At 50.5% G+C, this 20,950-nt stretch carries 18 protein-coding genes; 12 read left to right on the top strand and 6 right to left on the bottom strand.

Translation table 11 applies throughout. The features are described from left to right. Window positions 1-52: 52 nt before the first annotated feature. From SYK_RS07605 to SYK_RS07595, 3 genes are all read right to left on the bottom strand, one after another. The gene (locus SYK_RS07605; RefSeq protein ID WP_281762986.1) at window positions 53-1,114 is read right to left on the bottom strand and encodes a glycosyltransferase; all 1,062 of its coding nucleotides are present in this window, start codon (window positions 1,112-1,114) and stop codon (window positions 53-55) included. Window positions 1,115-1,251: 137 nt separating this feature from the next. After that, the gene (locus tag SYK_RS07600; protein WP_281762985.1) at window positions 1,252-2,655 is read right to left on the bottom strand and encodes an anion permease; all 1,404 of its coding nucleotides are present in this window, start codon (window positions 2,653-2,655) and stop codon (window positions 1,252-1,254) included. Between the two features lie 382 nt (window positions 2,656-3,037). Further along, on the bottom strand, window positions 3,038-3,466 hold the full coding sequence (locus SYK_RS07595; RefSeq protein ID WP_281762984.1) for an arsenate reductase ArsC: 429 nt from the start codon (window positions 3,464-3,466) through the stop codon (window positions 3,038-3,040). Window positions 3,467-3,729: 263 nt separating this feature from the next. On the opposite strand from SYK_RS07595, the gene yedE reads away from it, so the two are divergent. The 4 genes from yedE to SYK_RS07575 are packed head-to-tail and all read left to right on the top strand — an operon-like array spanning window position 3,730 to window position 6,453. Next, a complete protein-coding gene (gene yedE / locus SYK_RS07590) occupies window positions 3,730-4,812 on the top strand; it encodes a YedE family putative selenium transporter (RefSeq protein ID WP_431194123.1) in 1,083 nt (360 codons plus the stop codon). 10 nt (window positions 4,813-4,822) lie between these two features. Further along, window positions 4,823-5,041: a sulfurtransferase TusA family protein gene (locus SYK_RS07585; RefSeq protein ID WP_281762983.1), complete on the top strand. Its 219-nt coding sequence runs from the start codon at window positions 4,823-4,825 to the stop codon at window positions 5,039-5,041. Between the two features lie 3 nt (window positions 5,042-5,044). Next, entirely contained in the window at window positions 5,045-5,596 is a 552-nt protein-coding gene (locus tag SYK_RS07580; protein ID WP_281762982.1) for a putative Se/S carrier protein, read from the top strand. Further along, a complete protein-coding gene (locus SYK_RS07575) occupies window positions 5,584-6,453 on the top strand; it encodes an NAD(P)H-hydrate dehydratase (RefSeq protein WP_281762981.1) in 870 nt (289 codons plus the stop codon). The genes SYK_RS07580 and SYK_RS07575 overlap by 13 nt, the downstream gene beginning before the upstream one ends. 97 nt (window positions 6,454-6,550) lie before the next feature. On the opposite strand, the gene SYK_RS07570 is transcribed toward SYK_RS07575, so the two are convergent. Further along, window positions 6,551-8,638 (bottom strand): molybdopterin-containing oxidoreductase family protein, encoded by a 2,088-nt coding sequence (locus tag SYK_RS07570; protein WP_281762980.1) that lies wholly within the window; start codon window positions 8,636-8,638, stop codon window positions 6,551-6,553. A 272-nt stretch (window positions 8,639-8,910) separates the two neighbouring features. On the opposite strand from SYK_RS07570, the gene SYK_RS07565 reads away from it, so the two are divergent. The 3 genes from SYK_RS07565 (at window position 8,911) to SYK_RS07555 (ending at window position 11,252) form a co-directional block, all read left to right on the top strand. Further along, a complete protein-coding gene (locus SYK_RS07565) occupies window positions 8,911-9,360 on the top strand; it encodes a 4Fe-4S dicluster domain-containing protein (RefSeq protein WP_281762979.1) in 450 nt (149 codons plus the stop codon). A gap of 82 nt (window positions 9,361-9,442) precedes the next feature. Then, a complete protein-coding gene (locus SYK_RS07560) occupies window positions 9,443-10,570 on the top strand; it encodes a sulfite exporter TauE/SafE family protein (protein ID WP_281762978.1) in 1,128 nt (375 codons plus the stop codon). A gap of 73 nt (window positions 10,571-10,643) precedes the next feature. Further along, complete coding sequence (locus SYK_RS07555; RefSeq protein ID WP_281762977.1) at window positions 10,644-11,252, top strand: S10 family peptidase; 609 nt, start codon at window positions 10,644-10,646, stop codon at window positions 11,250-11,252. Between the two features lie 71 nt (window positions 11,253-11,323). On the opposite strand, the gene SYK_RS07550 is transcribed toward SYK_RS07555, so the two are convergent. After that, entirely contained in the window at window positions 11,324-11,836 is a 513-nt protein-coding gene (locus SYK_RS07550; RefSeq protein WP_281762976.1) for a PH domain-containing protein, read from the bottom strand. Window positions 11,837-12,058: 222 nt separating this feature from the next. Between SYK_RS07550 and SYK_RS07545 the strand changes: the two genes are divergently transcribed. The 5 genes from SYK_RS07545 (at window position 12,059) to SYK_RS07525 (ending at window position 18,897) form a co-directional block, all read left to right on the top strand. Further along, a complete protein-coding gene (locus tag SYK_RS07545; RefSeq protein ID WP_431194129.1) occupies window positions 12,059-12,952 on the top strand; it encodes a phosphate/phosphite/phosphonate ABC transporter substrate-binding protein in 894 nt (297 codons plus the stop codon). 81 nt (window positions 12,953-13,033) lie between these two features. After that, window positions 13,034-15,019 (top strand): ATP-binding protein, encoded by a 1,986-nt coding sequence (locus SYK_RS07540; RefSeq protein WP_353618294.1) that lies wholly within the window; start codon window positions 13,034-13,036, stop codon window positions 15,017-15,019. Window positions 15,020-15,028: 9 nt separating this feature from the next. Beyond that, window positions 15,029-15,388, top strand: coding sequence for a response regulator (locus SYK_RS07535; protein ID WP_281762973.1), 360 nt, complete (start codon window positions 15,029-15,031; stop codon window positions 15,386-15,388). Window position 15,389: 1 nt separating this feature from the next. Beyond that, complete coding sequence (locus SYK_RS07530; RefSeq protein WP_281762972.1) at window positions 15,390-17,837, top strand: PEP/pyruvate-binding domain-containing protein; 2,448 nt, start codon at window positions 15,390-15,392, stop codon at window positions 17,835-17,837. Then, window positions 17,830-18,897: a dual specificity protein phosphatase family protein gene (locus SYK_RS07525; RefSeq protein WP_281762971.1), complete on the top strand. Its 1,068-nt coding sequence runs from the start codon at window positions 17,830-17,832 to the stop codon at window positions 18,895-18,897. Before SYK_RS07530 ends, SYK_RS07525 begins: the two co-directional genes overlap by 8 nt. Window positions 18,898-18,986: 89 nt before the next feature. Here the strand turns inward: SYK_RS07525 and SYK_RS07520 are convergent, their stop codons facing one another. Beyond that, window positions 18,987-20,822: a YgiQ family radical SAM protein gene (locus tag SYK_RS07520; RefSeq protein ID WP_281762970.1), complete on the bottom strand. Its 1,836-nt coding sequence runs from the start codon at window positions 20,820-20,822 to the stop codon at window positions 18,987-18,989. Window positions 20,823-20,950: the final 128 nt, after the last annotated feature.

The raw sequence follows: 20,950 nt of genomic DNA, 5'->3' as shown, positions 1-20,950 counted from the left end.
GTGGTTTGGTTGATGCTTTGCATGATGTATATCTGAGGGAGATTTATGACATCTATCTTTTAAGGATATTTGTCTGAACCCACGTTTCAAATTCGTCTATTTTCGTGTTGAGGTTGAATGTGTCACGACACGCCTGCACACTGGCTTCTTTGAGTACGTTGAGTTGAGTTTTATTCATGCCCATGAGTCGTTCAAGGATGATTCGAAATTCGTCTGGTCCAGCTTTGGCGGGCATGAGATAGTCTGCCAATGTTTCCGGCCAAATTTCGCCAATGCCGCCGATGTCGCGGGCAATAGGGATGAGACCGGTGGCCATAGCTTCCAGCAGGGCGTTGGGCATTCCCTCGTTTTCCGAGGGAAGCAGAAAAATGTCAGCTTCGGCCAGATGTGCCTGCACATTGGTGGAAAAGCCGTGCCATTTAAGTACGCCCTGCTCTTCCAGAGAGCGGTGTCTTTCGCGAAGCTCTTCAAGCAGTTTGCCGGTACCGACGATATCGTAACGGACAGAGTCGGTTTGCATGGCGGACAGGGCATCGAGTATGTCCGAATGTCGTTTATCCACATTGACCTGACTGGTGGAAACAAGACGGAGTGGCCCGTCGCCAACTGGTTTAATAGTGTTTACGGGTTTTTTAGAATTGAGAATGATTTTAACTTTATCGGCCGGGATGTGAGATAATCGGTTCCAGACACCGTCGGCTACAGTCTTGCTAGGACAAAGCATCCATGGTCGGGTAATGGCGTGCAGGGTACGAAGACGGGGTGACGGTACCATGTCACCGGGCAATCCGACTCGTTGGATAACAGGGATGCCGAGTATTGCGGCGGCTACTCCTGCAGTATTGATATCCTTGCCGATGTTACCGATGACTACGTCCGGGCGGGATCGTAGGAATGCGGCTATGAATCGACCAATGGTGAGCGGGTTGTAATCAAATCCGAAGTCTATTTGACGGGCGGCTATTCCAGCGGCCTGCAGTTTGTCGATAAGTTCGGTCTGGCGTCCGAAAACGCGAACATCGTGACCGCGTGCGGCCAGTTCCGTGGCATAGTCCACGGTCCAGGTTTTGACCCCGCCCCATTTGCGGGTGGAATTGACGAATACGATGTTCATGTATGGCCCTGTTTTGTTCGTTGACGTAAAGTGCCTATTCCTCTCCTGAATCGACGAGGGAGTCAACAATAGCATACATATTGAAAAGACCCGAAAGCAGTGCTTTCGGGCCTTGAGCTGTATGCGTGATAGTGTTTCTAGATGTAGACCAGTGTCAGTATGACCATCGTCCCAAGGAATATGGCACCGAAGATTGCGCCGAGAGCCCACCATCTGGCCTGACTGATGAAGCCTGAGCCGTACCAGATGGGCGCGGGACCGGTTGCGTAAGGGGTTATGATACCCATGAGGCCGAGGGAAGCGGCAAGCATAAGCGCGAGTTTTGCCAGCATGGGTGCGGGCATGAGCGGTGCGGCCGTTGCCATGAATAGGGGCAGCAGAGCCGTGGTATGAGCTGTGGTGCTGGCGAAAAAATAGTGAAGAACGAAGAAGAGCACCACGAGCATCAATGCCACTGTGGACGGGGGCATGCCCTGGAGGTAGGCCGCGACCAGATTGCCGAGCCAATCCAGAATGCCGGTTTTACTCAGACCCGATGCCATGGCGACCAGTGTCGCGAACCAGACCAAGACATTCCACGCGCTCTTGTTGGTGATGACATCTTCCCATGAGAGGATGTTGGTCAGGACCATGAGTGTCAGGACAAATATGGCGGCCATGGTTGAATCAACGCCGATCTGTTTGCCGAATATCCAGAGAACCAGCGCCAGGATCGCGTATCCGAGCATCATCAATTCCTTGCGGGAAATCTTGCCCATTTTTTGGAGTTCCGAGGTCGCCCATGCCGGAGCTTCCGGGGACTGTTTTTGGGTTGGCGGATAGATAACATAGGCGAGCCATGGTGTGAGTAGAAAGAGCGGGACCATGGCCGGGAGCATTACAGATGCCCAATGTCCCCAGCTGATAGTCACACCAGATGCCTGTTGGATGAGGTCGAGGGCCAGCAGATTGGGAGCCAGTGCCGTCAGGAACATGGAACTGGTTACGCAGGTTGCGGCGATGCCGACCCATTTGAGGTATGCGCCGATCTTGCGTGGGTCGTGGTCAGGAGTGGAATTGAACATAGGGGGGATATTGCTGACCACTGGGTAAATGGTGCCTGCGCTTCGGGCTGTGTTGGAGGGCATGAAGGGCGACAGGATGCCGTCGGCAAAAGCGATGGCGTAGCCTAGTCCCAAGGTGTTTCGTCCGAGAAATTTGATGAGTATGAGACTGATTCGCTTACCTAGTCCTGTTTTTTGGTACCCTAATGCGAACATGAATGCTGCGAAGATGAGCCAAATTACGCTATTGGAAAAGCCGGACAAGGCCCATGAACGACTAGCCGCTGGACTGGGGTCCACCAGTCCGAGCATGGCGACCACCGTTACGCCTGCCAGTCCGACCAATGCGGCGGGAACTGGCTCGACAATGAGACCGATAACGACGCCGACAAAGATGGAGAAAAAATACCACGCTTCAGGTGTAAGCCCTTCGGGAGCGGGGAAGAGTGCCATGAGGACGGCCACGATAGTTGGGGAGAACTGTGCGAGTCGGTACATGGAAATCCCTTTGGTGGAGTCGTAAAAAAAAAGCAAGCCTATTGAGTGTTCGCATGAGGTATACACACAATGAGAATCTTTGGTCAATTTATGGGAGAATTGAGAGAAGAAAATAAAAAAGGCCTGGTAGTCAAAGGCTCCAGGTCGATTTCAAGGCCGACCTCAATGTCGGATGTGGGTAAGTTCTAGGGTTGGGTTACGAGAAGAACGAAAAACGGATGCCAGTGTTTTCGTTGTAACCGATGCAACCTGTCCACGCGCTGAGCGGGGAGAAGAATGCCCGGAAAGAAAAGCGACGTATAGTCATTTTATTACTCCGAGTTGAAGTTTTTTTGTTGGCGTGGATAGCACCTTGCTGTCCATGTCCATACAGTAATATTTCTTATTCAGAGAGCAATGCCTGTGGCAGAGATTTTACAAAAATTTTGATGTCGTCACGCACGCGGCGATAAATGTTCAGAATTTTCCCCTCGTTGGTCAGTCCTTTTGCCAACGTCGGCGGATCGTCGAATCCGACATGAATGACTTTGGATTTGGACGGGAAGTATGGACAGTTTTCGTGAGCATGTCCGCAAACGGTGATGACGTAATCAAATTTGATATTTCCCGGCAAGTCAGAGATGAGCTTGGAAGTGTTGCCGGAGATGTCGATACCGACTTCATTCATGACCTTGATCGCATATGGATTCATACCATGGGTTTCGACTCCGGCTGAGTAAGCGTTCACCTGATCGCCTTTGAGGTGATGGGTCCATCCCTCAGCCATTTGGCTACGGCAGGAGTTGCCAGTGCAAAGGAAGAGAATATTCATGGAGTGTTCCTGTCTATTTCGGGCCGTTGACTTTAATTTCCAATTCCAAATTATTAAAACTCTCTGTTTGGATGCGTCAATGAGAGTTGTGTGACTTTTGTGCGTCATAGTGGGAGCTAGTATAGATTACATCTATGGCTTAAATAGATGTATTTGGTATTATCAATTGGTTCTCAATAAGGAATTCCGATACTTTTCAGCGGGTTTATTCATTTGGTCTGTCGTGGGGGCGCGGCGGTTAACATTGAGATTTGGAGGATGATGTGAAGAATTTCTTTTCATCGCGGATGGGCATCATCTGCGTCGGGCTGGTCATCGGCCTGTTTGCTTCCTTGCTGCAATACTGGGGCAATCCCGGTAACATGGGAATTTGTGTGGCTTGTTTCGAGCGTGATATTGCTGGCGCTATCGGTATGCATCGGGCCGGTGTGGTCCAATATATCCGGCCAGAGATTATCGGTTTTGTACTCGGTGCCATGATTGCGGCTTTTGCGGCTAAAGATTTCCGACCTCGTGCCGGATCGGCACCTGTAGTCCGTTTTGTTTTGGGTGCATTCGCTATGATCGGCGCATTGGTCTTTTTGGGATGTCCTTGGCGAGCCGTACTTCGTTTGGCCGGTGGTGATCTGAATGCGGTTATCGGTCTGCTTGGTTTGGTCGTCGGCATCGGCATTGGTACCTTCTTCTTTAAGCAAGGATATTCGCTTGGACGCAGCCACAAGACATATACTTCAGTGGGACTGCTTATGCCTCTGCTTATGGCAGGGCTTCTTGTGTTGCTTTTCCTGTATCCGCAAATGACAGGCGAAGCCAAATCAGGTGTGCTGTTTTATAGTTTGAAAGGCCCTGGTGCCATGCATGCGCCGTTACTGGTCTCACTCGGCATTGGTCTTTTGGTTGGTGTGCTGGCTCAGAGGAGCCGGTTTTGCACCATGGGCGCAGTTCGTGATTTGCTCTTGTTCAAGCAGGTTCACCTGTTGTCCGGGTTTGTTGCCCTGTTGGTTGCCGCTTTTGTCATGAATCTTGTCCTTGGTCAGTTCAATATGGGCTTTGAGGGACAGCCTGTGGCACATACCCAGTCTTTGTGGAACTTCATGGGCATGGTCTTGGCCGGTCTGTGTTTTGCTTTGGCAGGTGGTTGTCCTGGGCGACAGTTGTTCATGGCGGGTGAGGGCGACGGTGATGCTTCCGTGTTCGTGTTTGGCATGATCGTAGGAGCTGCGTTTGCTCATAATTTCGGGTTGGCAAGTTCTCCCAAGGGCGTGGGGCCGCATGGCATTGCTGCCGTGTTTATCGGTCTGGCGGTATGTTTGTTCATTGGTTTTACCATGCGCAAAAAGGCGTAAGGAGTTCGTCATGAGTGAAGTAGTAGATGCACGCGGCTTGTCTTGCCCCCAGCCGGTATTGGTTATGCTGAAAAAAGTAGAAGCAATAGGGTCCGGCAAAGTTGATATTCTGGTGGATACAGAAACATCCATGGAAAATGTGTCCCGCGCTGCCGGGTCCAAAGGATGGAGTGTTACCGTGGTTTCCGAGTCAGACGAGGAATATCGCATTGAATTGTCCAAGGGGTAACCTTTGAGTTTTCTTGAAACGATCCGACGAAAATTGTTTAGCAATAAGGGCGAGCAGCGCGCTGATCGTGGGCTGCTCGTCTTTGAGAATACCAGCGAGGTCATTCGTGCTGAACGGGCGCTTCGGGCTGAAGGGTGGGATATTAAGGTCATGGGACCGCCTGCGGAGATTCAGACCGGGTGTGATCTGGTGATTGAGTTCCCACTCATTGAAGAATTGAATATCCGGCGCAGTCTAGAGGAAAACGGATCTTCGCCACAGGACGTGGTGCCCGTGGTCGGGCCGTTGCTTGATCCGGTTGATCTGTATCAGGTTAAGGATTTCGGTGATTATCTGATGGTTCGCGCTGCCAATATGAAATTGACAGTGGATAAAAGAACTTTGGTTATCGTTAATATTTCCGGGGGTGGATGTCCTGATGTGCCCTACCTGGCAGTGCAAATGATAGGCAAGACGTTGGATGATGCGCCCACACCTCGAGAGATTGGTCACACCTTATGTGGGTATGCACTTGATCTTGCGTGTCAGGAAATGAGGCGTATATGCTTGCAATAGTTGGAACCGTTCCAGATTTGGACGTCCCTGTTCTGGATGCGCCTGTGGCGATTAAAGGCAATGAACTGTTGGTGAACGGCAGGATCATTTCTCCAGATCGGGGCACCCCGGCTTTGTTGGCCGCAGCGGTCGAGACGGCTTTGTTTTTAAACGAACCCATGCCCCATGCTTTTTTGGTGGGAGATCAAGGCAGGGGAGACGGTAGTCGTGAGTTGTATGCTCATTTGGCGACTGTTTTGCCAAGTCGTGAATATTCGACCATGGTTTTCCATTATCTTCAGCCAGATGTGGATTGGCATAACAAAGTGCTTCTTGCTATTCAGGAAATGGCTATTTCACCTCGACTCATTGCGGATGCTGGATTTATGTATGCGGCTAAGATGAGCGGGCAGGCTCCGGCCTATGATTTGTTTACGCCAGACGCTGGTGAATTGGCTTTTCTGGCCGACGAAACTGCACCCCATCCTTTTTATACTCGCGGTTTTATTCTGCATGACGAAAATCATGCCCCGGATTTGATCGCCCGTGCCTATGCGTATGAAAATGCGGCCAGCACGCTGTTGGTCAAGGGGAGTGTCGATTATGTTGCTAACAATGAAGGGGTCATTCACTCGGTGTCGGAGCCGGTTGCAGATGCAATGGAAGCCATGGGCGGTACAGGTGATACTGTAACCGGGATGGTTTCGGCTCTGATTGAATCAGGTGTGCCGATTGTCGAAGCTGCTTTGTACAGTGTCAGGGCAAATCGGATGGCTGGACTGATGACGAATCCCAATCCGGCCACGCGTGTTGGCGAGCTTCTTCCTTTTATGGCAGAAGCGTTGAGCTTGGCAGGAGTTCCTCAGTCGAGAGAGTGATATTTTTTTGCTGTTTATTGAATGTATTTAATGAGAAAGGCCGGCATCAGGAGTGATGCCGGCCTTTCCGTATTTGGGGGTGAGAGGTGGTACTTGACTATTTTGAAACGGACACGAAGTGTTCCTGCATGGCGACGGCTCCGCCACCTTTGTCCCACTTCTTGATGCCCTTGGAGAGGAGCAGGTTATCAGCGGCTCCCATGCCCTTGGCACGGGATTCACACGGCAGTTTATGGTCGAAGCCGTGGATCATGAATATACACTCGGGGTGAACGAAGTCTGTGACAAATGCTCTGATCTTGGATGAATAATCAACGCTGGAAACAGTAACATAGTCATCGTTTTCGATACCCAGTTCTTCTGCACGTTTGGTATTGATCCAGAGAATGTTCTCAGGCATGCGCTCAAAGAGCAGTGCGTTATTCACGGTGTGTCCCTGAGTGTGCAGTGCGCAACGACCAAAGGTGATGCGGAACTTGCCTTCAGGCGGACGCTCGGGGGATTCATAAGGTTTCAGGGACAGCAGACCGTCAGCTTCCAGTTTGGCGTCGATCATCTGGACTTTGCCGGATGGTGTCTTGAAAGACCCTTCCTTGACAGGTTTGAACAGGGGATCAGAGGCCAGGGAAACGATACCGGTTGCGTCGAAATCGGACAGGGATACGCCGGTGCCGTCCAACTGGAAGTTCCAGATGTCTTCGATGTTTTCGTAGACCAGTTCTTCCAGACCAAAACGTTTTGCCAGACCTGAGTAGATTTCCCAGATGGCTTTGGTGTCGTAGACCGGCTGGACAGCGCGCTTCCGAATCTGGAAAGCGGGCTTGGGACCATTCTTGGTCATGATGGTGTCATCGCGTTCCAGATAGGGCGAGATGGGCAGCACCACGTCGGCATTCCATGCAGTGTCGGACCAGGAAAAGGTCGGGACTACCAGCAGTTCAATGTTGTCCCACAAGGTTTTGACATGCGGGGCATCGGGGTAAGCCATGAGCGGATCATGCCTGTGACAGATATATGCCTTAACAGGATATGGCTCTTCCTCAACAGCGGCTTCATATGCGAGATGAACCAGGCCGGGGCCAGCATCAAAGTGCTTGCGGCCTTCCATCCAGCCAACACCGTCGGCGCGTTTGCCTTCGGGTTTTGGGTAGAGATTCATGAAGCTATTCAGCCCCTTGGCTCCAACATCACCCGGCTTGTTCATGAACGGCAGGCCGCCCTTGGCACCGATAGCACCCATGAGGGAGTTGATGATGTATATTGTGCGGGACATATAGAAGGAGTCGTTGTAACGGGCAGTCATCCAGCCTGGATGCCAAAGGATGGACGGTGCAGCTTCGGCCAACTGGCGACAGAAATCGCGGATGGCGTCGGCCTTGATGCCGGTTTCTTCTTCAGCCCATTCCGGGGTGTACTGCTGGACGAAATCTTTGAGCAGGTCAAAGTCTTCAACCCAATTGGCGACGAAGTCCTTGTCGTACAATTCCTCATTAATAATGACATTGATGACGGCGAGGTTGAAGCCGTAGTCAGTGCCGGGGCGGATCATGAAGAAGTTGTCGGACTTGGTGGCCGGGACGTTGGCTCGGATGTCGATGACGGAGAGTTTACAACCGTCAGCCATAGAGTTGAGCAGATTGTTGACTTCAGCCACGTTCACGGCTTCGAAAATGTTACGCTGCTGCAAGATGACGTGCTTGGCGTTTTTCAGGTCGTAGGAAACGCCTTTGCGACCGAAACCGAAGACGGACAAGGCAGCGTTCTGGACATTGCGAGCGCATGCGGAGTCATGGTTATTGTAGTTGGCTGTGCCGATACCACGCAGAAATGCGCGATAGAAATCTCGGAACGGTCCACCGCGATCGGAAAACAGGACGGAGTCCTTGCCGTATGTTTCCTGAATGCGTTTCAATTCGTCGGCAACATAGTCTAGGGCTTCGTCCCAAGACACTTGTTTCCATTTGCCTTCACCCCGTTTGCCCGTGCGAACCATGGGATATTGGGGACGTTCTTCGTCATACGTCAGGGCCGTTCCGGCAGCTCCACGAGGACACAGGGATCCCATGATGCCCGGTGCATCTGGATTACCCTGAATATACTCAGCTTTACCGTCGACCACTTCGACTTCAATAGGGCATCGCACAGAGCACATGCCACAGATACTTTTCACATATTCCTTACTCATAATACTCCTCCTGATACAGACCGGATGGAACTTTGCGCTTTTTTATGTAGAATGGAACCTAGCTTTGCAGGGAACGACTATGCAACAGATTACCATCGTGTGAAATGTATCACAATATTTTTCTTCCTTTTTTGGTTTGAAATGCATTATAATGTGCCTTGATTGAGAAATGTGTCACAAGCGGGAAGGGCGTTGACCATAAGCGCTTTTTTCTCCAAACCATAGGTTCTTAAAGGAACTGCGCGTCCAACTGAAGTTTTTCGAGGTGTAAAATGGCCAGTTATAGAATTAAGTTTGACAAAAAACGGTGTATTGCCTGCGACGCATGCTTGGTTCACTGCAAAGTGAAGAACAAGGTGCCCGTAGGTATTTCCCTTAATCGTCTTACCGTGGAAGGTCCCATTGCTGACAAGGATGGGAAACCTACCGCCAAAATCAAGTATCAGAACTGTATGCATTGCAAGAATCCTGAATGTGTTGCCGCATGTCCCACCGGGGCCATGTACAAACGCGATGAGGATGGCCTTGTTTTGGTTGATCTGAACAAATGTGATGGCTGCAAAGCATGTGTCGAAGCATGTCCTTGGTCCGTCCCCGTGTTCAACGAGGAAAGCGGCAAGATCATGAAGTGTGACTATTGCGTGGATCGGGTGGATGCCGGTGGCACACCTGCCTGCGTAACCGGATGTACAGCTCAGGCTCTGACCTTCATCCGGAAATAGATTGGTGTATTCTTTCCGGCGGGGTTGCCGGAGAGCGATATTTTGGGGTCTTTTTAACTTTATTCAAGAGGAGGAGGTAACAGTGTTACGTTCCAAAAAAGCAGTTCTGTTGCTGGCTCTGGTTGCTGTCATGTGTCTCGTGGCAGAACCTGCATGGGCCGATCGTCTGGCTGACGCAATTGCGGAAGCCAAACCCCAGGGTGAGCCTGGCTATCTGGGCATCCCCGGTGGTCCGCAGCTCAACATCATCATTGGTCTTGTGTGGGCCATCTGGGTTGGTTGGATTTTCTCTACCGTCGGCGCATTCGGTGGTATCATGGCCGGTGTTGGTCACATCACTATTTATGGTCTTGGCGACTACGCAAGTAGCTTCGGCAAGGGCACACACATGAACAAGGTCGTCACCGACTCCATCCGTGTGTCTAACCAGTGGTTGGTCGGTTGCTCCGCAGCTTTGTCTTCTTTCAACTACTACAAAGCCGGTCGTCTGGTGCTGCCCCTGGGTATCGCTCTTGCCATCGGTTCTGTCGCTGGTTCCTGGTTGGTGCCTTGGCTCACCGCCGGTAAGATCAGCCTGAAGTCCTACCTTGGTTACTTTGGCCTGTTCGTCCTGTTCCTGGGTTGCTATCTCACCTATGAGACCACTCCCAGAGGCCAGGCTGGTAAAAAGGCTGCCAAGGAAGCTGCAACAGCTTTCCAGAATTCCGTCAAGAAGCAGCAGCACGGCGCCGAAGTCGATATGGCTGAAATGGGCGTTAAGGTTCAGAAGTTTACGCCTACTGCTTGTGAATTTACCTTCTTTGGTGTTGAATTTACGTTCAACCCGCTGATCCCGGTTGTCGGTGGTTTCTTCATTGCAGCCATGGCTTCCTTCCTCGGTGTTGGTGGTGGCTTCCTGCTGGTGCCGTTCCTGACTTCCGTGGCCGGTCTGCCCATGTACTTGGTTGCAGGTACTTCCGCTATGGCCGTCTTCATCGGTATGGTCAACTCCATTGCATCCTACATGCTGCTCAAGCAGACTCCGGTTGCATGGGGCCTGATCGGTGCTGAGCTTGTCGGTATTGTCATCGGTTCCATCATTGGACCTAAGACTTCCAAGTTCATCCCGGACAGAGTTCTGAAGTACATCTTTATCGTTCTGGCCGTGTACGTTGGTGTTCGTTACACCTCCAAGGGCTTCTTGGGTTACTCCCTGGTTCCCCCCTTCTAAGTCGCGACCAATCAAAGATTACAATGGAGGCCGTCCATGTCGGGCGGCCTCCTCAAACCAAACAGGATAGACCATGACCGGCCAAATGATTTACGATTTTCTTGATCCCTGGATGATCTGGGCATTCCGCACTAGTGATAATCCGTATGTGGGATTCGCCATAGGTCTTATCTGGGTCTGTATCCTGACGACGGTCATAGGCGAACTTTGTATGGCAGGTGTTTATTTTTTGAATAAACGTCATTTTGCCAAAATTAACCGCGATATGGTTGATCATCACAATTTGTCTGTCAGAGCATTGGGTGTCAAAGACAAGACCGCTTGGAAGGCATGCAACTCCATCGCTAATGATGCCTTCGGTAAAAATTTCTTTTCTCGCATGGCACTGTTTGCCTCTTCATTGTGGGTAGTGCCTTTCGCTATCGGCTGGCTGTTTTACCGTTTCGGGCAAGTTGATTTTGTTGTCCCGTTTTTAGGTGCTGTCGGTCCTGCTTTTGTTTTTATTCCGATTTATATTGTTACCCGTCTACTTTTCAGTCAGTCCAAACCGTGGCTGCCATTTTTCCGTACCATCAAACAGAAGGTAAAGGAAAATGAAGCCACCGATGATATGATGACATTTATGGATTTGGTTCATGATAAAGATCAGCAGGGCGAGACGCCGATACCGGAAAAATCCTGATTACCGAGACCACAAAAAAGCCGCCCTCATGGGGCGGCTTTGTTCTTTGAAATGAAAAATAGAACGAGGTGCTAGGGAGCTGTTTTTTCCACAGCTTCTTTGAATCCCTCAAAATCGGAAGGGCCAAGCAAGTAGACGCGGTCGGCTGTTTGAAAGCACAGTACGTCCGGTCGATTGGAAACAATAACCGCTTCCTTGTCGTCTTTGATCAGGACAACGCCAGATTTATAGCCGCCGAAGCTCATGTGCTTTTTGGCTTTAATAATTTTGAAAGCTTCGTCCGTCTTGAGATTGGCTTCAAAGGTTTTTTCCACACTTGCCCAGGGGATAACTGCGGAGGCGAAAGGCGGTGCGGCCAGCAGGATACCTTCTTCAGCAACAGTAATGGCTGCACGTTTTGGTGTAATGTAGAGCATATACCAATAAAAAATCGACAGCGGGCCAGCCACAGCGATCAGGCAGATGCCGGTCCATGTCAGGCCTGAGTTGAAGCTCCAGGCGACGGTTGCGGCGATGGCTGTGACAGCAATCAGGAAGAGCGCGAGAATTACTCTGTGCATGGGGACTTTGTATGTAGTGGCCATATATGTTCTCCTTGGTGGCGTAGTTGGTGTTTGTTGATGTATTCATACTGGCAATGAGGGCGATTGCCAAGGGTTATGACGTGTTGGACTGGGTGAAGAATTTCTGTATTGTTACGGGGCGTTCATTGAAGAACTGCTCATAGGTAGTGCATGAAAACGGATATGATGAAAACAGAATTTGGATGTGGCCTTCGTGGCTTTTGGGGTGTGAGTTGTCTCCTGATGCTTGCGGTTATGGCTTTTGCTTTGATCGGGTGCTCCGATGAGGACGCTGTAACGGTCGATTTATCAAAGCGCGAGAATTTGGTTGCGCCCCGACAGGTCGAGGCCATTACCTATGCTTATCTTCCCCAGTATTCTCATACTATTTCCTATCAACGGCATCGCCAATTGCTCGAATATTTGCGTAAGGCAACCGGAGTGCCGCTCCGGCAGATTTTCCCTGATACTTTTGATGAACACATCAAGATGGTGGAGCGGGGTGAGATTGATATTTCCTATTCAAATCCCTTTGTTTATACGCGCTTGGCCGAAGTCGGTGCCACGGCTTTTGCTGGTATAGTCGAACCTTCCGGTCACCCCGACTTTCAAGGACAGATAATTTGTCGAGCAGACAGTCCTGATCTCAAAACTATTGAGGATTGTCGTGGCAAACGGTGGATTGCCGTAGACCCTGAGTCGGCCGGTGGTTATCTGTTCCCGCTTGGGTTGTTTTTCGACAATAATATCAATGTGAGTGATTTCGAAACCGTTGATTTTGCTCCCGGCCCGGGTGGCAAGCAGGAAAAAGTTGTCTTGGCGGTTCATGCCGGAGCATTTGATATTGGAACTATCCGTAAGGGGACTCTTGATGTTGTCGCCGGAAAGATCAATCTCGACGATATCCGAGTGCTGGCTCAAACCCGATTGTATCCCGGTTGGGTTTATGCAGCCCGTAAAGGCCTTGATCCGGAGGTTGTTCAAGCAATTGCTCATGCCATGTTTGCTTTGAATTATCGGCGTGAACCTGATCGTGAAATTTTGTCATCGGCTGGTATGCACGGCATTATTCCCGTGCAGGATTCAGACTACGATCCGGTCAGGGAACTGGTTGGTAAACTCGGCCTGGACCAATAGGCGGATTGATACATGAGACTTTTCCCCAGACTTCGATTCCGCAATAAGCTCAATATGGGCATGTCGGCTATATTAATTGTAATGGCTCTTTTGCTGTTACCCATGGTCGGGTACATGAGTGCCAATTCTCTGGTCGAAGAGAGCAAAATGCGTGGTTCTTCATTGGCCACGAGTTTGGCTGTTCGAGCCGTTGATCCCATTTTAGCCAGAGATTTTCTGCGTTTGAAGAATATGGTGGATGAACAGAGCCGGGTAGAAGATATTGTTTACGCCTTTGTTCAGGATAAAAGCGGTCATGTTATGGCTCATACATTTCAACGGAGATTTCCTGTCGATCTCCTGACTGCTAATGGTTTGGCCGAAGATGGCAAGCTTCATATTCAACTCCTCGAAGACGGTTCTCGACGGATGTATGATTTCGCTGTCCCGGTTCAGGTATCAGACGGTCAACTCGGGGTTGTGCGAATAGGTTTGTCTACGGCGCGCATCAATCGGTCTGTGCAACATCAGATTACGCTCATGGCCGGGTTGTTTGCTGGGGCTTTGATTATCGCTACGTCAATCGGAACCTATTTTGCCAGACGTGTTACTGTGCGTTTGGGATTGCTTCGTGCTCATGCAGAAGAAATGTTGACCGGCAATTTGAATATTCAATCCTCTCCGGCTGGAGGTGTCCATTGTTGGGAGCGACGCAACTGTGAATTGACAGAATGTCCTGCCCACGGTGAAACGCGTCGTCGATGTTGGTATATAGCGGGGACAATGTGTCCCGACTGCGATAATGAGAGCAATTTTCAATGTCGGTTGCAGTCGTGTCGAGTGTGCTCTGTGTATCGGCAAAATGCTGGAGATGAAATTCAGGATCTCGCTGAAACCTTTGATGTTATGGCCGTTTCTCTCAAAACACATATTAACGAGTTGCGTTCGGCAGACCGGAGTTTGCGTGATCAGCAACGGCTTATGCGGACAATTTTGGACATGACGCCGGATCGGGTCTCTTTGATGGATGCCACCATGCGTTATCAGGCGTGCAACAAAGGGTTTGCTGATTCCGTCGGCGTGTCCATAGCTGAGGTTGTGGGCAAGACCGATTTTGATCTTTTTTATGAGGGCGAAGCCGAAGAACGTCACATGGCGGCCCGTGATATTCTTCAATCTGGACGCAGAATTGATACCCAGATTCAGATCAAGGGAGAAGGGAGCCAGCGGTGGTTTCATGTCGTCTGTGTGCCGGTTCTGGATGCGGACGGACGTATTGACGGATTGCTCCGCACTGATCGTGATATTTCAGACATCAAGGGATATGAAAATCAGCTTATTCAAGCACAGAAGATGGAATCTCTCGGCTTGTTGGCTGGTGGTGTGGCCCATGAAATTAATACTCCACTAGGTATTATTCTTGGATATTCTCAGTTATTGCAAGAGGATGTTGATGCGGGGGGCCAGATGTACGACGATCTGGTTATTATCGAGAAGCAGACCAAGGTTTGCAAGAAAATCGTTGCCGACCTGCTGGGATTTTCTCGTCAGACCGATTCCGCCAAGCGGGAGATGTGTTTTAATAATTCGGTTTTGGAAGCCGTGAGTCTGGTGCGGCATACCTTCAAGCTGGACAAAGTGAATATCCTGACCGAAATGGATGATCGGTACCCCATTATTTATGGCGATCCGGAAAAATTGAAACAGGTGTGGATTAATTTGCTGACCAATGCCCGTGATGCCATGGGTGTGGACGGTGGTACCATACTTATTAGGACAAAACTTGATACTCCTGCGGGGATTGTATCCGTCTGGGTCGCTGACTGTGGTGTTGGTATTTCCAAGGATAAATTGAAGAATATTTTTGATCCGTTTTATAGTACCAAAGCCGTAGGCCAGGGGACCGGGTTGGGACTGTCAGTCTCGTTTGGTATTATCGAGGATCATGATGGCGAAATAGTGACTATGAGTCCGTTGCCTGAAGGTTTTGGATTCCCGGAATGTGATGGTGCTTGTGGGCCGGGAACAGTTTTTGAAATCAACCTCCCTTTGGATCATCAATCCAGAGACGGGAGCACTGAAGCTTAGGAGTTTTGGATGGCAAATATACTTGTATTGGACGATATCTCAGATGCCGGTGTGCTGGTTAAGCGCATTCTGGAACGGAAAGATCATACTGTTTTTAATTTTACTGAAGAGGAAGATGCTCTGAAATTCGCAGAAGAAAACTCTGTGGATCTGGCTATTCTTGATATTAAACTCAAAAAAATGACCGGCGTGGAAGCCTTGGAAGAGTTGAAAAAAATCAATCCAGGCATGAAGGCAATTATGCTCACGGGATATCCTACATTGGAAACGGCTCGAGAGTCGCTGCGACTTGGAGCACAGGAATATTGCGTCAAGCCTATCAACAAGGAAGAACTCGAAACCAAGGTTTCGGAAGTCCTGGGAGAATAGCGTGTATCTAAAACAACTCTTCAAACATTGGAGCTACCAGGTCTTTGCTCCGGGCACGTTGTTGCGGCGCAAATATGAGGCATTCAAGTCTTTGCTTGCACAAGATGCCATCGCGTTGGAATTGATCGCGGATCTTGAAGAGATGTTTTATGGGAAACGTCTGGCCGACAGGCAGCGGGCTGTTTGGATGACGAATCAGTTGTCCAATGCCGTGGGCACCATGGCCGGACAGCTCATGGAAATGAATCCCACACGATACATGGATTTGCCGGAATATTTTCGTAAAATTGATTTTTATGTGCGCATGGGAATGGAGCTTGAGCAGCCTGAAGTGGGGCCGCCTTATATTCTGTCTTTGGACGAAGCTGGTTCCTTTCCAACACTGACCGGAGGGAAGGCGGCTAATCTTGGACGTGCTAAAGTTGAAGGGCGCGCTCCCGTCCCCCCAGGGTTTGTCGTTACAGCTAATGCCTTCAATTATTTTATAGATTTTAATGGACTCAGTGAAGATATCGAAGGACGGCTTCGACAAATGGAGGTTGGTAATCGTGAACTGTTGGCGCGGTTGACCGCCGAAATGCAGGAATTGATTCTGGCCGCCGAAGTTCCGGAAGAGATCGCTCGTGGTATTCGGTTCGGTGTATCCGAAATTATCGAGGGCGAGGATCTTATTGCAGTCCGTTCCAGTGCTCTTGCCGAAGACGGTGAAATTTCGTTTGCCGGACAGTATGCTTCGGAACTCAATGTTCCGCCCAATGATGTGCTGGAAGCATACAAACGGGTATTGGCGGGAAAATATTGTCCTCGGGCAGTGGCTTATCGTATCTCCAATGGATTGACCGATAGTCAGACGGCCATGGCTGTTCTGGTGTTGCCTATGGTGGATGCCGAGACAGCTGGTGTTGTCTATTCGCAGGACCCGGATTGTCGAGGGCGCGAGGCTATGGGCGTCTATGGTGTAGGTGGTCTTGGGCATGGGCTGGTGGATGGCAGTGTCTCGCCGGACAAGGCCGTCCTTACTCGTGAGGAAACACCCCGTATCGACAACGAATGTACTCCGGATACTGGTGGCTTGCCGCCTGAAGAAACTTTGGTTGAACTGGGCCGTTTGGCTATGCAGTTGGAAAAAGCATTTGGTTGTCCTCAGGATATCGAGTGGGCCGAAGATGTGACCGGTAAATTGTTTATCCTACAAAGTCGTCCCTTGCAGTTGGAACGGGAAGATGCTGCCTCGGATCATGAACCGTTGTCCGTCAAGCCGATTCTTGAAGGGATGGAACGTGCTTCCACTGGTGTGGGATGTGGCGAAATTTATTATGCTTCTTCCGGTGAGCGTATAGCGGCAATACCTCAGGGAGCAGTGGTGGTGACACCAACGTTGCAACCTTCGCTGCTGACATTCATCGGCAACATGAATGGTGTTATTTCCGGGACTGGCAGTCGAGCCAGTCATTTTGCCTCGGTGGCTCGGGAATCGGGTGTGCCTGTGTTGGTCGGAGATCTTGGTACTTCCTTCGAGCCGGGACAGTTGGTTACAGTGGATGGCACCCACGGTGCCGTTTATGATGGATGCGTTGAGGCGATTATGACCCGGTCTCAAAAGGCCAAGAAAGTTTCCGAGCGAGTGGTTACACAATATGCCAAAGTAGCTCCCATTGCCGTAAAGCTTAATTTGACAGATCCGCAGAGTGATGATTTTACGCCCATGGGGTGTAAAAGTCTGCATGACGTGGTCCGTTTCTGCCATGAAAAATCCGTGAACGAGATGTTTTCCATTATGGACAAGCGTGGCCGGGGCATGCATTCAGCCAGGCGGTTACAGACCAATCTTCCTCTGGTCATGTATATCCTTGACCTTGGTGGCGGTTTGTTCGGCAACGCTGGTGATGGCAAGACCGTATCGCCGCATGACATCAAATGTCGTCCCATGTGGGCCCTCTGGTATGGTTTGTCTGACGAACGTGTCGTATGGCCGAATAAATTGACACATATGGACTGGGAAGAATTCGATAAGATTTCTGGCGGTATATTTAGTTTTGATTCCAAGCTGTTGGCAAGCTATGGCCTTATTTCAGAAGATTATCTGCATCTCATGGTTCGGTTTGGGTATCACTTCTCGGTGGTTGACTCCGTGTGTGGTTCGGATGCCGGAGCCAACTACGTTAATTTCCGTTTTAAAGGCGGTGGTGCAGGGTTTGACCAACGCTTGTTGCGGCTGGAATTCATCCGACAGGTCCTCGATTGCTATGGGTTCGTGACTGAAACTCGTGGTGACATGATTGATGCCCGGTGCGCGCGTTTGGACGAGAACGAGACCCAGCGCATGCTGGTACGGTTGGGCTATCTTATGGCGGTGACTCGACTCATGGATATGCGCATGAGTGACGAAGCACAGGTCCGTGAAGAGGTGAAAAAGTTTATCAGAGATGCGGAGAGTCGAAATGGCTAAGGAGTGCAAATCCGCCTATCAAGTCACGTGGGTGACAGATCAGCTTGGTGTTGGACATGCACCTATGAGTCATCCGCAACTTGACGCTATTCATGCGGAAGGAGTTGATGCCATCCTCAATCTTTGCGGCGAGTTTTGTGATTTGCATGACATCGAGAAGGATGCCGGATTTGAGGTCCATTATTTACCGTTGGATGACGAGGAAGCCCCGAGTCTCATTGAGTTGGAAAAAACTTTGGAATGGCTGGACGAGGCTATTTATCTCGGCAAAAAGGTCCTTATTCACTGTCGTCACGGGATCGGACGAACCGGTACTGTCCTCAATGCCTATTTGTTGAGGCGGGGACTCGGTCACAAGCTGGCTGGAAAGGCCCTCAAGCGCCTCAAGAGCAAGCCCGCCAATTTCGTTCAATGGCGTACCGTTCGTAAGTATGGCAAGCAGTCCGGGCAACTGAATGTTCGCGAGCCATCTTTGGGGTTCAAGCGGTTGGTGGATTTGTCACCATTTTTCAATGATTATGAAGAATTGGTGCAACGACTGGAAGAAAGCGGCAAGGCTACGCAGGGTTTGGCTTGTGGGTTAGATCACGATCAGTGTTGTACAACACCGGTCAGTTTGACACTCGCGGAAGCTGTGCACATCAGCCATCGGATTAATCTGGAATTGACGGGCGAAGAACGGCTTGCCGTGATTGAGCGGGCCGTGAGAACGGCTCAGGCGGAACGGAGTGCTGTGCGTGATTTGGATGATGACGAGGGCGGGGATTATTGTCTGTCAGAAGTCGGTGCAGTCTGTCCGTTGCTTGAGGACGGAAAGTGTATGCTTTTTGAACATCGCCCTTTGCAGTGTCGGGCGTTTGGTTTGGACCAAAGTGAACACGGAGAGTTGTGGGCGAAATTGCTTACACCGGCTCTTGATAAAATATCTTCTGAGATATGGTTCGCGTATACCAGCTCCATGGCTCATAAAGAAATGCCGCATTTTGCATTACCGGATGTGGTGTCGGGCAAGTTTGTCGAAACCGTTTTCAAGTATATGATGGAGCAGGGACTGGAATAATTTTTCATCATTGAACACAAAAGATGGCCCTGCCGGAATATCCGACAGGGCCTTTTTTTATTCGATGAGCACAATGAAAAGACGAAATTTTATCTGCGTTTTTTAGTCGTATTCCGTCGTTGTTTCGAGAAGGAATCATCGTTATTCCTGTGCTGTTTGCCATGCTGTTTTTTGCCCTTGGGCGGTCTACCTGTGTTGGGCATGAGGATGGCATGCTGGCGCAACCGTTCGGCATCGCTTTTGGCGACATAAATAGGGTTGCCCTTCATGTCGGTTTCAGCGTGGAACATGGCGGCAGCGGCAGTACCGGGCAGGGGAATAAAGCATTGCACCTGTTCTGGTTTCCACCCTTGTGACTTGAGCCAGTCGCCCAAAGCGCGCATGTCATCTTCGGTGCAACCGGGAAAGGCGGACATGAGGTAAGGGATGACGTATTGCTGCTTCCCGGCCTTACGGGATTCGCGCCAAAAAAGATCAAGGAATTTTTCAAATTTATCAAAGCCAGGCTTTCGCATGAGCTTGAGGACGTGATCCACCTGATGCTCCGGTGCGACCTTGGCTTGTCCACCCACAAATTCGCGAATCATGGTTGCGAGCGCGGGCATGTCGGTCAGGGCGAGATCTATGCGCCAGCCCGAGGCTACCCGGACGTGTTTGACAGATTGTACGTCATTGACGGACCTGAGCAGGTTGACGAAATCCTTTTGCGTTATCCGATAATGTTTGCAGACATTCGGCGTCATGCAACTGGGACGTTTGCATTTGGATTGATCCGAGGCGCAATGCGCTCCCCACATGTTGGCACTGGGGCCGCCCACATCAGAAATTGAGCCGTTCCATCCTTTGACCTCGGTGATGGCCTTGACCTCGTCAAGGATGGATTTTTTGCTTCGTGAACGGATGGTTCTGCCTTGATGCAGTGCCAGAGTGCAGAATGAACAGCCTCCAGAGCAGCCTCGATGCGTGGTGACACTGGTTTGAATCATGTCCGCGGCAGGAATACGTTGCGTGTACGAAGGGTGCGGCAGACGGGAAAAAGCAAGGCCTGCCAGTTCGTCCAGTCCGGCGGTGTCGAGCAGAGGACCGGGAGGTGTGAGCATGACCATCCGTCCTGTTGTTTCCTGTACGACCATAGCCTTATTCTGGTGGACTTGTTGCTCCAAAAGTTCTGTAGCTTTGATAAGTTGTTGCGGGTCGGCCAGGATTGCCTCATGAGACGGCAGGGTGATAATGGGAATATCATCCGGTATATCCTTGGCAGAGCCAGCTACAGCCAGTCCGGGAATATTCGTCAGTTGCGGGCGTAGAGCCTTGATGTTCACTTCACCGGATTCCTCGACAATTGTCTCGATGGTTTCGGCGAGGGTGACAATGGAATTTTCAGCCATGCCATATGTAATGGCTGTGGCTTTGGAGTCCAGCAGAATGGATTTGCGGACGGAGTCAGACCAAAAGTCATAGTGTGAAACACGGCGTAAGGATGGTTCGATACCACCAAGGATGACAGGCAGACCGGGAAAGGCACGTTGAACCACATTTGTATAGGCCATGGAAGCTCTGTTGGGGCGTGCTCCAGCTTTGCCGCCGGGGGTATATGCGTCGTCGGACCGCTTTTTACGAAAGGCGGTGTAATGAGCGAGCATGGAGTCCAGTGAACCCGAGGTCACGCCTGCGAAAAGCCGGGGGCGGCCCATGCAATTGACGTCATCAGGTTTGTCCCAGGCGGGTTGGGCCACGATGCCGGTGCGGAATCCGTGATGCACCAGCCATCGGCCAAGCAGAGCCGCGCCAAAAGAAGGGTGGTCCACATAGCCGTCGCCAGTGACCAGAAGTATATCCAGTTCACGCCAGCCCAGTGTTTCCATTTCCTTGCGGGTCATGGGGAGTACGGGCGGTTGTTCGAGGTGTTTTTTTTGTTCAAGCATTATCCCGGCATGATGACTCACACACTCTGTTAGGTCTACATGTTTTCATCCCTTTTCGAGCTTGTTTTATGTGTCCTAGCTGTACCCTTATGAAAAAGTCGGGAGAAAACCCCAAACATATCGGGATA

Source organism: Pseudodesulfovibrio nedwellii (assembly GCF_027923765.1).
GTDB classification, from domain to species: domain Bacteria; phylum Desulfobacterota; class Desulfovibrionia; order Desulfovibrionales; family Desulfovibrionaceae; genus Pseudodesulfovibrio; species Pseudodesulfovibrio nedwellii.
Note: the sequence above shows the minus strand (reverse complement) of the source record. Positions and strands in the feature narration are given on the sequence as shown.